19 protein-coding genes are annotated in these 13,966 nt (G+C 27.8%); 4 read left to right on the top strand and 15 right to left on the bottom strand.

Translation table 11 applies throughout. The features are described 5' to 3' along the window. Positions 1-11: 11 nt before the first annotated feature. The 3 genes from B0175_RS06425 to B0175_RS06415 form a co-directional block, all read right to left on the bottom strand. Complete coding sequence (locus B0175_RS06425) at positions 12-1,067, bottom strand: NAD(P)-dependent alcohol dehydrogenase (RefSeq protein ID WP_108527809.1); 1,056 nt, start codon at positions 1,065-1,067, stop codon at positions 12-14. Between the two features lie 75 nt (positions 1,068-1,142). Continuing rightward, positions 1,143-2,078, bottom strand: coding sequence for a FecR family protein (locus B0175_RS06420; protein WP_108527808.1), 936 nt, complete (start codon positions 2,076-2,078; stop codon positions 1,143-1,145). Next, a complete protein-coding gene (locus tag B0175_RS06415; RefSeq protein WP_108527807.1) occupies positions 2,078-2,557 on the bottom strand; it encodes an RNA polymerase sigma factor in 480 nt (159 codons plus the stop codon). Before B0175_RS06415 ends, B0175_RS06420 begins: the two co-directional genes overlap by 1 nt. A gap of 140 nt (positions 2,558-2,697) precedes the next feature. Here B0175_RS06415 and B0175_RS06410 point away from each other — a divergent pair, with 140 nt between their 5' ends. After that, a complete protein-coding gene (locus B0175_RS06410; RefSeq protein WP_108527806.1) occupies positions 2,698-3,486 on the top strand; it encodes an ABC transporter ATP-binding protein in 789 nt (262 codons plus the stop codon). Positions 3,487-3,496: 10 nt separating this feature from the next. On the opposite strand, the gene B0175_RS06405 is transcribed toward B0175_RS06410, so the two are convergent. Both B0175_RS06405 and B0175_RS06400 read right to left on the bottom strand, forming a co-directional pair. Further along, on the bottom strand, positions 3,497-4,591 hold the full coding sequence (locus B0175_RS06405) for a glycoside hydrolase family 3 N-terminal domain-containing protein (protein WP_108527805.1): 1,095 nt from the start codon (positions 4,589-4,591) through the stop codon (positions 3,497-3,499). 12 nt (positions 4,592-4,603) lie between these two features. Next, positions 4,604-4,870 (bottom strand): DnaJ domain-containing protein, encoded by a 267-nt coding sequence (locus tag B0175_RS06400; RefSeq protein ID WP_004509216.1) that lies wholly within the window; start codon positions 4,868-4,870, stop codon positions 4,604-4,606. An 87-nt stretch (positions 4,871-4,957) separates the two neighbouring features. On the opposite strand from B0175_RS06400, the gene B0175_RS06395 reads away from it, so the two are divergent. Then, positions 4,958-5,440, top strand: a complete 483-nt coding sequence (locus tag B0175_RS06395; protein WP_108527804.1) for a J domain-containing protein — start codon at positions 4,958-4,960, stop codon at positions 5,438-5,440. A gap of 9 nt (positions 5,441-5,449) precedes the next feature. Further along, positions 5,450-5,947, top strand: a complete 498-nt coding sequence (locus B0175_RS06390) for a type II toxin-antitoxin system antitoxin SocA domain-containing protein (protein ID WP_014468641.1) — start codon at positions 5,450-5,452, stop codon at positions 5,945-5,947. Between the two features lie 23 nt (positions 5,948-5,970). Here the strand turns inward: B0175_RS06390 and B0175_RS06385 are convergent, their stop codons facing one another. The 9 genes from B0175_RS06385 to rpmJ all read right to left on the bottom strand — a co-directional run bounded on the left by B0175_RS06385 (position 5,971) and on the right by rpmJ (position 12,443). Beyond that, positions 5,971-6,423 (bottom strand): cupin domain-containing protein, encoded by a 453-nt coding sequence (locus B0175_RS06385; RefSeq protein ID WP_108527803.1) that lies wholly within the window; start codon positions 6,421-6,423, stop codon positions 5,971-5,973. 148 nt (positions 6,424-6,571) lie between these two features. Continuing rightward, complete coding sequence (gene guaB / locus B0175_RS06380; protein WP_108527802.1) at positions 6,572-8,017, bottom strand: IMP dehydrogenase; 1,446 nt, start codon at positions 8,015-8,017, stop codon at positions 6,572-6,574. Between the two features lie 19 nt (positions 8,018-8,036). Continuing rightward, positions 8,037-9,398: an Asp-tRNA(Asn)/Glu-tRNA(Gln) amidotransferase subunit GatA gene (gatA, locus tag B0175_RS06375; RefSeq protein WP_210004290.1), complete on the bottom strand. Its 1,362-nt coding sequence runs from the start codon at positions 9,396-9,398 to the stop codon at positions 8,037-8,039. 136 nt (positions 9,399-9,534) lie between these two features. After that, the gene (gene rplQ / locus B0175_RS06370; RefSeq protein WP_108527800.1) at positions 9,535-9,885 is read right to left on the bottom strand and encodes a 50S ribosomal protein L17; all 351 of its coding nucleotides are present in this window, start codon (positions 9,883-9,885) and stop codon (positions 9,535-9,537) included. A 14-nt stretch (positions 9,886-9,899) separates the two neighbouring features. Continuing rightward, complete coding sequence (locus tag B0175_RS06365) at positions 9,900-10,898, bottom strand: DNA-directed RNA polymerase subunit alpha (RefSeq protein ID WP_108527799.1); 999 nt, start codon at positions 10,896-10,898, stop codon at positions 9,900-9,902. A gap of 17 nt (positions 10,899-10,915) precedes the next feature. After that, a complete protein-coding gene (gene rpsD, locus B0175_RS06360; protein ID WP_004509208.1) occupies positions 10,916-11,542 on the bottom strand; it encodes a 30S ribosomal protein S4 in 627 nt (208 codons plus the stop codon). A gap of 10 nt (positions 11,543-11,552) precedes the next feature. Beyond that, on the bottom strand, positions 11,553-11,945 hold the full coding sequence (gene rpsK / locus B0175_RS06355) for a 30S ribosomal protein S11 (RefSeq protein ID WP_108527798.1): 393 nt from the start codon (positions 11,943-11,945) through the stop codon (positions 11,553-11,555). A gap of 10 nt (positions 11,946-11,955) precedes the next feature. After that, the gene (gene rpsM, locus B0175_RS06350; RefSeq protein WP_108527797.1) at positions 11,956-12,324 is read right to left on the bottom strand and encodes a 30S ribosomal protein S13; all 369 of its coding nucleotides are present in this window, start codon (positions 12,322-12,324) and stop codon (positions 11,956-11,958) included. Positions 12,325-12,329: 5 nt separating this feature from the next. Next, positions 12,330-12,443 carry a 50S ribosomal protein L36 gene (gene rpmJ / locus B0175_RS06345; RefSeq protein WP_004509205.1) on the bottom strand — a complete coding sequence of 38 codons (114 nt, stop codon included), beginning with the start codon at positions 12,441-12,443 and terminating at the stop codon, positions 12,330-12,332. Between the two features lie 223 nt (positions 12,444-12,666). Between rpmJ and B0175_RS06340 the strand changes: the two genes are divergently transcribed. Then, complete coding sequence (locus B0175_RS06340) at positions 12,667-13,026, top strand: HIT family protein (protein ID WP_108527796.1); 360 nt, start codon at positions 12,667-12,669, stop codon at positions 13,024-13,026. Between the two features lie 10 nt (positions 13,027-13,036). Here the strand turns inward: B0175_RS06340 and B0175_RS06335 are convergent, their stop codons facing one another. Continuing rightward, complete coding sequence (locus B0175_RS06335; RefSeq protein WP_108527795.1) at positions 13,037-13,966, bottom strand: exopolyphosphatase; 930 nt, start codon at positions 13,964-13,966, stop codon at positions 13,037-13,039.

Below are 13,966 nucleotides of genomic sequence, written 5' to 3'. Positions count from 1 at the left end.
CCTATTTTAAATCAGAAAATTACAACTGGTTTAATCAAATTTCTTGGTTTATCTTTCATCAAAAGTAAAGCTTCTTCTATGTGTTCCATACCATTAAAAGTATGAGTTATCAATTTTTTAGGATTTATTCTTTTTGATTGAATTAAAGAAACAAGTTTTTCAATTCTTAGTCTTCCTCCTGGCATCAATCCTCCAACTATTGTTTTATGAGCCATTCCATTTCCCCAAGCAAGTCTCGGAATTTTCACAAAATCACCTGAACCTAAATAGTTTACATTTCCTATTGTTCCGCCTGGTTTTAATATATTTGTAGCTTGAACAAAAGTTTCTATATCTCCACCTGCGATAATTACTCTATCAACACCTTTTCCTTTTGTTTTTTCCATAACTTGTTCTACAATATCACCATTTTTATAATTAATAATATCTGTTGCTCCAAAATCTTTAGCTACTTCAATACAATTTGGACGACTTCCAACAGCAAAAAGTCTTGAAGTTCCTCTTATTGCTGAAGCTCTTACAGCCATCAATCCTACTGGACCAATTCCTATAACACAAACACTATCTCCAAATTTGATATCTGCAAGTTCAGCACCATGAACTCCTGTTGGAACCATATCGCATAACATAACTGCTTCAATTGGATCAACATCATCAGGCAAAAGTGCTAAATTTCCATCTGCATCATTTACATGAAAATATTCTGCAAATACTCCATCTTTAAAGTTAGAAAACTTCCAACCTGCAAGCATTCCACCTGAATGCATAGAGTATCCAGCTTGTGCTTCCAAACTATTCCAATCAGGCGTAATAGCAGGAACAATTACTTTATCACCTACTTTAAAATCTTTTACCAATGAACCAACTTCTACTACTTCGCCAACAGCCTCATGTCCTAAGATCATATCATGTCTATCACCTAAAGCTCCAGCCCAAACAGTATGAACATCAGATGAACAAGGTGAAACTGCTATTGGTTTAACTATCGCATCCATTACACCACAAGTTGGTTTTTCTTTTTCTATCCAACCTACTTGCCCTATTTTCAACATTGCAAAACCTTTCATAGTAATCCTTTCTTAGTAAAATTATTGTCTTTATAATGTAGCACCTTTTGATTAATTATAAGTTAAAACAAAATATTATTTTTTAGAAAACTTAAAAATATTTTGGCTTTTATCTACTTTTACTGAATAGATTTTTGGTAATGCCATTAAAAATTTATCAAAATCATCTATGTCAAACTTACCTGTTATTAGAGTTTGAGATACTTTTTCATCTTGAAATTCTATTTTTATATTTTTATATCTTGAAAACTCTTCTAAACTATCTTTTAAAGTAGTTTTATCAAAAGTTAAAAAACCTTTTTCCCAAGTTGCTATATCTTCTACTTGTGTTTTTGCTAACTCAATTTCTTTATTTTTATCTATATATATTTTTTCACCTTGATTTAAATAAGCAATTTTTTTATCAAAAAACACTTTTACTCTTCCCTCTTTTACTTTTACACTAAAACTATCATTTAAATTTGAAACTTCAAATGCCGTTCCAACTACTTCAATTTTTTCATCTTTTGTTTTTATTATAAATGGTTTGTCTTTATTTTTTGAGACATAAAAAACTGCTCTTCCATCTATAAAATCAACATGTCTACTACTTTTATAATAGTTTACATTCATATTTGAACTTACATCTAAAACTATTTTAGAACTATCAGGAAGGATAAAAATATTCTCTTTTTCTTGAATTGCAACTAGATTTTGTGAATAAACTGGAATAAAAAAATAATCTATTCCAAAACAAATACAGAAAAAAAGTGAAGCAGCAACAAAAAACTTTTTTGATTGTTCTATAAATTTAGTTTTTTTAGCTCCTTGATTTGCTTTTTCTACTAATTTTTCTTTCATATTTTCTGATATTTTTGAAAATCTTTCTCTTAAAAGTTTATTTGTATTGTAAGATTTTTGATGAGAAGGATTTTTTTCTAACCACTGTTTTAGTTCAATTTTTTCTGTTTCATTTAATCCTTCTTTTTCTTTTATTAGCCAAGAAATAGCTTCTTCATCAATAGTTTTCATCAATTATTTCCCTCAATACTTTCTAACTTTTCTTTTATTTTTTCTGTCGCTCGAATAATATGTTTTTCAACTGCAGATACACTTATTCCCATTTTAGAAGCTATTTCTTTTCTATTAAAACCTTCAAAAACATGTAAAATGAAAGCTTGTGCATTTTTGGCAGGAATTGTATCTAAAATTTCAAATAGTATTTCTTGTTGATTTTCTTCTAAAAGTAGTTCATCTGGTTGTTGTTCTTGTGGGATATTATATGCTTCTTCATAATACTCTATTGAAAGCAAATGTTTATCTTTTCTTGCAATATCAAAAACGATATTTCTAGCTAATTTATATAAAAAAGCTCTTTTATTTTCTATTGGAGTTATTTTATCTATATCTAACATCCTACTATAAGATTCTTGTATTATGTCTTTTGCTTTCTCTTTATCTCCAACCATTTTTTGAACATAATACAGTAATTCCTGATAATACTGAATCATAAAAAAATATCCCTTTTATTTTTTGAGATATACTATCATAATTACTATTGTGCTTATATTAAAAATATAGCTATTTCTTTTTCCATTCTAAGTAGAATTTAGTTACTATTACTTTTTAATCAATAATATAAGGAATTTCAATGAATATAATAGATTTTGAAAATATTGATGTAGGATATGATGAAAAAATAGTTCTAAAAGATGTAAATTTAAAAATTAAAGAAGGTGAACACTGGGCAATTTTAGGTGCAAATGGAAGTGGAAAATCAACTTTAATGAAACTAATCCAATCAGAAATTCATCCAAGACATACAAAAGAGTTTAAAAAAGAAATTTTTGGTAAAAGTAGATATTCTATATTTGAATTAAGATGTGAACTTGGGATTATAACAAATGACTTACATAACTATTTTGCAAAAGAAGCTGGTTATTTAACTGGTTTTGAAGTTGTTTTAAGTGGACATTATGGTTCTATTGGAATTTTTACTCATCAAGATTTTACTAAAGAGCAAATATTAAAAGCAAAAGAAGTTATGCAATTTTTAGAAATAGAAGATTTAAAAGATAAAAAAGTTGCTGCAATGAGCACAGGACAACTACGAAAATGTATAGTAGGACGAGCATTAATTCATAATCCAAAAGCTTTTGTTTTAGATGAGCCAACAGTAGGTTTAGATATAAAAGCACAAATAAACTTTATAAAAATGTTAAAAAAACTAGCTCTTCGTTCTTCTATTATTTTAGTAACTCACCATTTAGAAGAAGTTTTTGAAGAGATAGCAAATGTTGCTTTAGTTTATAACCAAACAATCTATAAAAATGGAAAAAAAGAGGATATTTTGACAAGTGAAAATCTATCAGAGATTTTTGAAACTAAACTTACTTTAAAAGAGAAAAATAAAAGATATTTTATTGAAGAGATTTTATAATCTCTTCTTTTTATATATTATTTAACAATTTATCTATTTTATTATTTGAATCTATAATCTTTTGTAAACTTATTTGTTTATTTTGAACTTGTAAATAAACAGTATCTACAATCTCTTTTAGAGTAACTGGTTTTGCTAATTGATTTGCAAAAAGTAGCATATTAACTCCAGAATTTATAGCTAAAGTTAAAGTCTGTTTTAAATCATAATGTTTTGAAATAGCGCTCATTTGTAAATCATCTGTTACAAGAACTCCTTTATATCCCAACTCTTCTCTAAGTAGTTTTGTATTTACATTGAAAGACAAAGTTGCAGGATAATTTTTATCTAAATTTTCATTAAATACATGAGCTGTCATTATCATATCTACATTCTTATTTTTTATAAAATATTTATATGGTTCAAGCTCTTTTTGATTCCAAGTTTTTGTAATATCTACAAATCCTAAATGAGAATCAGCTAAAGATGAACCATGTCCAGGAAAGTGTTTTAAAACTGAAATTACATTTTGTTTTCTTAGTTCATCAACAAAAATCGAAGAGTATTTTATAACTTCACTTGAATTCTCACCAAAACTTCTTCCTCTTGTTACGATAACTTTGTTATTTTTGTTTATAGATAAATCAACAACTGGAGCAAAATCAAGATTTATTCCAACATCTTTTAAATCCTTAGCAAGTGCTTTATAACTTTGTTTTGCAAAATCTTCACCATTTGTAGCAATATCTTTCGCACTTAAAGTATCTACAAAACCACTATCTTTTTTAAGCCTTTGTACTACTCCACCTTCTTGATCAATAGAAATTAACAATTTTTGATTTGAAATTGCTTGAAGTTGTGTATTAAGATTTTTTAACTGATTTTTATCTTTTATATTTTTTATTTTTGTTTTATCATTTGGGTCTTTATCAAATAGTATTACACCACCAAGTCCTGATTGTATATTTTTATATATTTCATCATTTTTATCTACACTTGTACCATTAAAACCTAAAATAACCATTTTTGCTATCATTTTTTCTATTTGTGCTTTTGAATAATTTTCATCTGCAAATAAGCTATTTGATACAAATAAAATAGCTAAAATCAAAAACTTTTTTATCATCTATTTTTTCCTTTATTTCATCCAATTTTTATAATTTGTAAATGCTGGAAATTGTCGTTTAAACTCTTCCTCATCAAAAGAATAACAATAATTATCCATATAAGCTAAAAGCAAATCATAATTTTTTTTAAGTTCTGTAAACTTTTCATTACTACCTTCTGGCATATCAGGATGATACTTTTTTGATAATTTTAAATATTTATTTTTTATATCTTTTTTTGAAACTGTTGTTAAAATACCAAACATATCTACTGCTTTTTCAAATTCACTATAATCCATAAAAATCCTTTGTGTGGTATTGTACTTAAATAATTTTAATTTAAAATGATTTTTATATAATACAAAATTATTTTTAAAAGGTATTTTATGTATAACAATACAATTCTTTATATATTTAACAGAATTTTGAGTGTTGCTATTTTTCTTTTTATTTTATATTTAATATTTACAAACTTTGGAACTTTTTTGATAATTATCGCAATAATAGTTTCTATAATTGCATTTATAATCTATAATTTCAAAAAAAAGTTAAAACAAAGCAATTTTAATAACTTTGAGTTTAGATTTGATAATTCACAGTTTCAAAATGGAAAATTTGATTTTGATTTCAAAGATTTCCAAAACTTTAATAACTCAAGTTTTCAAGGTTTTTCAAATACTGCAAGATTTGATGAAGTTTCAAAAGCAAAAGAGTTTTTTGGATTTACTCAAACTCCTACAAAAGAAGAAGTAAAAAAAAGATATAAAGAGTTAGCGAAAAAATATCATCCAGATTTAAACAATGGTAATGAAGAGAAAATGAAAGAATTAAATCATTATAGAGATATTTTGATGAATATAGTAAATTAAAGGATTTTTTTGAACATAGATATGACAAAAGTAGCAAATATTATTTTATACATGCTACATAAACAAGTAAAACAACTTAATGATAAAAAAATATTAATTATGCTTTTTTTGATAGATTATAATCACTTAAATTTTTGTGGTAAAAAGATTACAAATGACAAATATAAAAAAAGTGCTAGATATCCTGAAGCAGTTATTTTAAGTGAGCTTTTTGACATTATTGCAAATAGTGAAGATTTAGAAGAAGATGATGAAAGAATCTATTTAATTCAAGAATTATTTGATTATTTAGATATTGAAATTAAAGAAAAAGAGAATTTTATAGAATTAAACTTTATAAAACTTCCAGATGAAGATTTTGATGAATCAACATTTTCTAAAGATGAGATGAAAACTATTCATAAAATCGTTTCTTTATACAAAGATTTTAGTAGTAGAAATCTAGCAAATGAATGTTTTAAAATAGAAGATGTAAGAAAAACACCAAAAGATGAAATAATAATATAAGAAAGAGTTAACTTTCTTATATATTACCATTTTGGGTCAAAAGTCACTCTCTCTCCATCATCAGTAGTATGTTCTTCTAATGAATTTTCTTTTGATTGAATAACTATATAAATCATAGTCTCATCGGAGTTATTTTTAATACCTCTAATTCCAGAAGGTGCTACACGAATAACAGAACCCTCTTTTATTCCAAAACAGTTTCCATCTACTTGAAAATATCCATAACCTTTTAAAATAATATATGTTTCTTCATTTTTTTTATGAATATGGAAATATGGTTGTTCAGCTTTTGGAGCTAAAGAGTTAAAAGAGATTTCAGTACCTGTTGCATCTATTGCATCTTTTATAAAAACTTTTCCTTCAATTTTTTGCTTATTAATTTTATGTATTAAAGAATATTCCATTAATTCATCTAAATTTCCTAAATCAATAGCTGTATAATTTTTATCTTTAACAATTTCTTTAACTGTTTTCATTTTATTTCCTTGTTTTTATTTGACCTATTAGTCAAGTAGAATTGTAACAAAAAATAATTAAAATAAAATGAATTTTAAAATATTTTATATAGTGAGAAATTTGAATTATTTAAGAATAAAAAGAGATAAAAATCTCTTTTTATATTATTTAGATATGATAGTTAGGAGCTTCGTTTGTGATTGTTACATCATGAACATGAGATTCTTTTAATCCTGCACTTGTAATCTCTACAAATTCTGCTCTTTCTTGGAATGTTGGAATATCTTTTGAACCTAAATATCCCATAGAACTTCTAAGTCCTCCAACCATTTGGTGAATGATATCTGCGATGCTTCCTCTATAAGCAACTCTTCCTTCAATTCCTTCTGGTACAAGTTTATCAGCGGCTGTTCCTTCTTGGAAATATCTATCTGTACTTCCTTTTGTCATAGCACCAATTGAACCCATTCCTCGATAAGTTTTAAATTTTCTTCCTTGATATAAAACAACTTCACCAGGACTTTCATCTGTTCCAGCTAATGCACTTCCCATCATAACAGAACTAGCTCCAACAGCTAATGCTTTTGCAACATCACCAGAATATTTAATTCCACCATCTGCAATAATTGGAGTTCCTGTTTTTGCACCTTCAGCTGCACATTCATCAATAGCAGAAATTTGAGGAACACCAACACCTGCAACAATTCTTGTTGTACAGATACTTCCAGGTCCTATTCCAACTTTAACTGCATCAGCACCAGCTTTTATTAAATCTGCTGTTGCTTCAGCAGTTGCTACATTTCCAGCAATAATTTGAACATCCATCTCAGCTTTAATTGCTTTAACTGTATCTAAAATACCTTTTGAATGACCATGAGCTGAATCTAATACTAAAACATCAACACCAACAGCTACTAAAGCTCTTGCTCTATCTAATTGATTTACACCAATAGCAGCTCCAACTCTTAATCTTCCAAATTCATCTTTATTTGCATTTGGATATTCTCTTTTTTTATTTATATCTTTAATTGTAATTAAACCAATTAATTTATTATTGTTATCAACTATTGGTAATTTTTCTATTTTATTTTGATGCATAATATCAGCAGCTTCATCTAAAGTTGTACCTTCTTTTGCTGTTACTAAAGGCATTTTTGTCATTTTATCAATTGCTTTTTGTTTAAAATCTTTTGTAAATCTCATATCTCTATTTGTTAAAATACCAACTAGAATACCATTATCATCAACTACAGGAACACCTGATATTTTATAAGAAGCCATAATATCTTCTGCATCTTGCAATGTTTGTTCAGGTTTAATTGTAATTGGGTCAATAATCATACCAGACTCAGATTTTTTAACTTTTTTACATTGTAAAACTTGAGATTCTATATCCATATTTTTATGAATTATTCCTATTCCACCAAGTCTTGCCATTGCAATTGCAGCTTCAAACTCTGTAACTGTATCCATTGCTGCACTTATAAAAGGAATATTTAATTCAATTTTTCTAGTTAATTTTGTTTTTGTACAAACTTCTTTTGGTAAAACTTCTGATTTCGCAGGTACCAAAAGCACATCATCGAAAGTTAATGCTCTTTTTTTAATTCTCATTTTAAATCCTAGTTAATATTTATTTTTTATAATTTATAGCTTTTTCTAAAGATAAAGCACCATCAAATAAAGTTTGTTCTTCATACACATTTGCAATAAACTGTAATCCTATTGGCATTCCATCTTCATCTTTATCAACAGGAAGTGAAATAGCAGGAAGTCCTGCAAGGTTCACAGAAATTGTATAAATATCACTTAAATACATCTCTAAAGAAGTTTTAAATGAACCAAATTTTGGAGCTGTTGTTGGGGCAACTGGAGATAAAATCAAATCAGCTTCACTAAAAATTTTAGAATATTCATCTTTTATTAGATGCCTTACTTTTTGAGCTTTAATATAATAAGCATCATAATATCCAGAACTTAAAACAAAAGAACCTAACATAATTCTTTTTTGTACTTCTGGTCCAAAACCTTGTGATTTTGTTTGAACATACATATCTTTTAATCCACTGTCACCTTTTCTATTACCGAATCTAACACCATCAAATCTAGCTAAATTTGCACTAGCTTCTGCTGTTGCAACTATATAATAAGTTGAAACTATTTTTTGAGTATCAAGCATATTTTTATGAATTATTTTATGCCCAGCTTCTTCTAAAGCCTTTACAGCTTTTTCAAAACCTTTTTGTATTGCATGACTTGCTTGTGATACAAAGTTATCAATAACAGCAATTGTTAATTTTTTATTTGGATTTAAATTTGGTGTAATTGCTTCATAATTAATATTTGCAGATGTTGAATCCATTGGATCATATCCAGAAATAATATCATATAAAATAGCTGCATCCTCTACATTTTGTGTAATTGGTCCACATTGATCCAAAGATGATGAATAAGCTGTAATTCCATATCGTGAAACTCTTCCATAAGTTGGTTTCATCCCAACACAACCACAATAAGCTGCAGGTTGTCTAATACTACCACCTGTATCTGTTCCAAGAGCAGCAACAGCAATACCAGCAGCAACAGCTGCGGCACTTCCACCACTACTTCCACCTGGAACTTTTTCATTATCCACTGGATTCAAAGTTTTCCCATAACAAGAAGATTCAGTTGAACTTCCCATAGCAAATTCATCCATATTTGTTCTACCAAATGGACTTAATCCAGCTTTTTCTAATTTTTCAATAACTGTTGCATTATAAGGAGATATATAACCTTTTAAAATATTACTAGAACAAGTTATTTCCCAATTTTTAACATTTATATTATCTTTTATTGCTATTGGAATACCTACGCCTGATTGCGAAATATCTGCCGAAGTTAATTGTTCAACATAAGCACCTATTTTGCTATCTTTTATTTTTGAAGTTAAATCATTTCTTAATTTTTTTATATCATCACTAGCTAAGTTTAGTGCTTCTTTTAAAGTCATCAATCGGTTCTCCTATGATTTTTAGGTTGTAGTATTCGGCGAAGTATATCAAAAATTTGATTAAAAAAAAGTTAGATTTTAGAAATAAAAAAAGGAATAGGAAATAAATCCTATTCCTTATAAAAACAGTAAAAAACTCTTAGATAAAAGAGATAAATGCCATAGGAGTAGCATCACCTTTTCTAATTCTAGTTTTAATTATAGAAGTATATCCACCATTTCTACCTTCGTATTTTGGTGCTATTTCATTAATAAGTTTTTTTGTAGCTTCTTTTGACTGTAATGCAGCAAATACTTGTCTATGAGTATTTAAGTCTGCATTTCTAGCAACAGTTACTAATCTTTCTATATATCTTTTTAACTCTTTTGCTTTTGGTACAGTTGTCTCAATTTTTTCTCTTTCGATAATTGCAATTGCTAGATTTTTTAACAATGCTTTTCTATGAGAAGAAGTTCTACTTAACTTTCTATATCCATGCTTATGTCTCATATTAAACCCTTAAATTATGCTTTTAGTTGCTCTAATTTTCTTCTTAACGCAGAAGCAACATTTTCTGGAAGTGTATTTTCAACTGGGTATCCTAAAGATTCTAACTTTTCAGCTATTTCATCATAAGACTTTTTCCCAAGATTTTTAATATTTTTTACTTCAACTTCGCTCATAAGTACTAATTCACCTAAGTATTTTAGTCCTGCTCTATCCAAAGAGTTAAAACTTCTAGCACTTAAATTTAAATCATCAATTCTTATAACTAACTCTTTTAACTCAACTGGTTCTTCACCAGATTCACTTACTGTTACTTCAGATAAATCAAAAACTTTATTAAACACTGACATTTGAGAATACATAACTGAAACTGCTTCTTTAAATGCAGCTACTGGAGAAATTTGTCCATTAGTTTGTACTGTAAATACAGCTTTTTCATAGTTTGGATTATCTTCAACTAACATTTTTTCAATATTATAAACTACTTTTTTAACAGGTGTGAAAAAAGCATCAATTGGAATATAATCAGCTCCAACAATATCTCTAATATCTTCACTTGGCATATAACCTATACCTTTTTGAAGAATTACAGAAAAAGTCAAATTACAATCACTATTAATCGTTGCTAAATGAGCATCTTTTGAAACAACATCAACTTCAGAGTTAATTAAATCTTCACCCTTAATATCTCTTGGTCCATTAAATGAATACTCAACAACAACTTGCTCTTTATCACTATTTATTTTAAATTTAATGTTTTTTAAATTTATAACAAAAATAGCTATATCTTCTAACATACCTCTTAATGAGTCAAACTCATGAGAAGCACCCTCAATTTTCACAGCGATTGGTGCACAACCAACTGATGAACTTAGAAGTAATCTTCTCAAAGGGTGTGCTAAAGTAATTGCAAAACCATCCTCAAATGGATATGCTGATATTTTAGCTTCATTATCACTGATAGCTTCTATTTCAACTTCTGTTGGTAAAAACGGAGTTTCTGCAAACTTTTTCATTAGCTACCTTTTATTTATTATTTAGAATATAACTCTACGATTAATCTCTCTTCAACAGGAATAACAACTTCTTCTCTAGCTGGGATTCTTGTGAAAATTCCAAATACTTTATCTTTATCTACATTAACCCAATCAACCATTCCAGTTTGATTTGTTAATTCTAATGCTCTAACAACTTGAGGATTAGATTTAGATTTTTCTTTAATTTCGATTTTTTGTCCAGGTTTTACTAAGTAAGAAGGAATATCAACTTTTTTACCATCTACTAAAACATGTCCATGAGTTGTAAATTGTCTAGCATTTGCTCTAGTTGTAGCAAATCCCATTCTAAATACAACATTATCTAATCTTTGTTCAATTAAACTAATAAGAATTGCTCCAGTGTTACCTTCTCTTCTTACCGCTTCTTTGAAGTAATTTCTAAATTGTTTTTCAGAAATACCATACATAAATTTAACTTTTTGTTTTTCTCTTAATTGTAATCCGTACTCAGAAATCTTAGCTCTTCTTTGTCCGTGTTGTCCTGGAGCAAATGGTCTTTTTTCTAAAGCACTTTTACCTGATAATCTTCTCTCACCTTTTAATCCAAGATCCGCATCAAGTCTTCTTTCGATTTTTTCTACTGGTCCTCTATATCTTGCCATTATTTACCCCTTACACTCTTCTTCTTTTAGGAGGTCTACAACCATTGTGTGCTAATGGTGTAACATCTTTTAACCAAGTAACTCTAATTCCATCCATAGAACCTACCGCTTTAACTGCTGTATCTCTTCCAGAACCTGGTCCTTGAATTTTAATTCCAACATTTTTAATACCATGTTCCATTGCTTTATTCATTGCATCTTCAACTGCAGCTTGTGCAGCAAATGGAGTTGATTTTTTAGAACCTTTAAATCCTAAATTTCCAGCACTTGACCATGCAATTGCATTTCCTGCATTGTCTGTAACTGTAACCATTGTATTATTGAAACTTGCAGCAATATGTACGATACCATCAGCAATATTTTTTCTTACAATTTTTTTTCTAGTAACTTTTCTTTTTGCCATTTACAATCCCTTATTTAGTTGCTGCACCAACAGTTTTCTTTTTACCTTTTCTTGTTCTTGCATTAGTTTTAGTCTTTTGCCCTCTACAAGGTAAACCTTTTCTATGTCTTAATCCTCTATATGAACCTAAATCCATTAAAGATTTAATATCCATAGCAACTTTTTTTCTTAAGTCACCTTCTACTAGGTAGTTTTCTTGGATCTCTTTTCTGATTGTTGCTGCTTCATCTTCTGTTAATTCAAAAGCTCTTTTGTTGAAATCAATTCCAACTGCATTTAAAATTAATCTTGAATTATGTAAACCTATACCATAAATATACGTTAATGCATATTCCATTCTTTTTTTATTTGGTAAATCAACACCCGCGATTCTTGCCATGTGTCTTATCCTTGTCTTTGTTTATGTTTTTTGTTTTCGCAGATTACTCTAACGATACCTCTTCTTTTGATAACTTTGCATTTATCACACATTTTTTTTACTGAAGCTCTTACTTTCATAAGTCTTGTCCTTCTTATTTGTGTTTTTTACCACTTCCAACAGGAAAAAGCCCAAAAAACTCTCACCAACTCTTTATAAAATAGTAAATATTCTATAAAAACTTCCTCAATGGTTGGAAAAATGGAATTTGGATTATATTTAACTTATGCTTAAAGCTAGTTGAATATTAATTTTAATAGCAATTGTAGTATTATTCAAAATATTTTATAAATAAGGTTAGTAATGTTACTTTTTAAAAATGAATTAATAAAAATAGAGATTGAAAATAGTGAAATTCCTTGGTTGAAAATATTTACGAATGAACCAATAAAAGAGTTTTCTTTTTGTGATTTTAAAACAAAAGAAGAAATTTGGAAATATTTAGACTTAATTGAAAAAGAGATGTTAGAATACTTTAAACCAGAAAAAATAAATATAGCATCATTTGGGAATTATGTTCCTCACGTACATTTTCACATAATGTCAAGATTTAAAGAAGATTCTTATTTTCCAGAACCAATGTGGGGAAAAAAACAAAGAGATTCAAATTTGAATTTACCTTCTTTTGAAGAATTTTATGAAATATTAAAAAAGAAGTTTTAAAACTTCTTTTTTATCCATCTTGATTTATTTTTTTTATTAATTCTTCTAAAACAGTTTGTGCTTTTTGTGTCTCAATTTGACAACCACCAGCAGCAATGTGTCCACCACCACCATATTTAAGCATTAATTCACCAATATTTGTTTTTGAAGTTTTATTAATAATTGATTTTCCTGGACTAAATACAATATTTTGTTTATCTCTACCCCAAACTACATGAATAGATATATTTTGCTCAGGGAATAAAGCATAAACCATAAATCTATTTCCTGGATAAATTACCTCTTCTTCTCTATAATCTACAATTAAAAGATTGTTTATAACTTTTGTACATCTTTTTAATTGTTCTTTAAACTCATTTTCATATTTGAAGTATAATTCAACTCTTTCTTTAACATCTGGTAGTTCTAAAATTTCATCAATATTATGTTTTGCACAATAATTAATTAAATCCATCATTAATTGATAATTAGAAATTCTAAAATTTCTAAATCGTCCAAGTCCTGTCCTACTATCCATCAGAAAACTAAGTAATGCCCAAGCTCTTGGTTCCAATATATCTTCTATTGTGAAATCTGCACTATCAGCTTTATTCGCACCAATCATCATTGAAGTGAAATATCCAGGAAAAACTTCATCTCCATTATAATATTCATAAACAACTTGTGCGGCACTTGGAGCATCTGGATTAATAATATGATTTTCTTTTTTTTCATTTCTCAAAGTTTCAGAAAAATGATGATCAAAAGCTAAATATACACCATCTACATAAGGTAGATTTGTTGTTATATCATTTTGTGTTATTTCTACTTTTCCATCTTGCATATCTTTAGGATGAACAAAAGTGATTTCATCAATAATATCTAGATACTTAAGTAAAGTACCACAAACTAAGCCATCCATATCACTTCTAGTAACTAATCTATATTTTTTATCACTCAT

The organism is Arcobacter lacus, from assembly GCF_003063295.1.
Lineage (GTDB): Bacteria > Campylobacterota > Campylobacteria > Campylobacterales > Arcobacteraceae > Aliarcobacter > Aliarcobacter lacus.
Note: the sequence above shows the minus strand (reverse complement) of the source record. Positions and strands in the feature narration are given on the sequence as shown.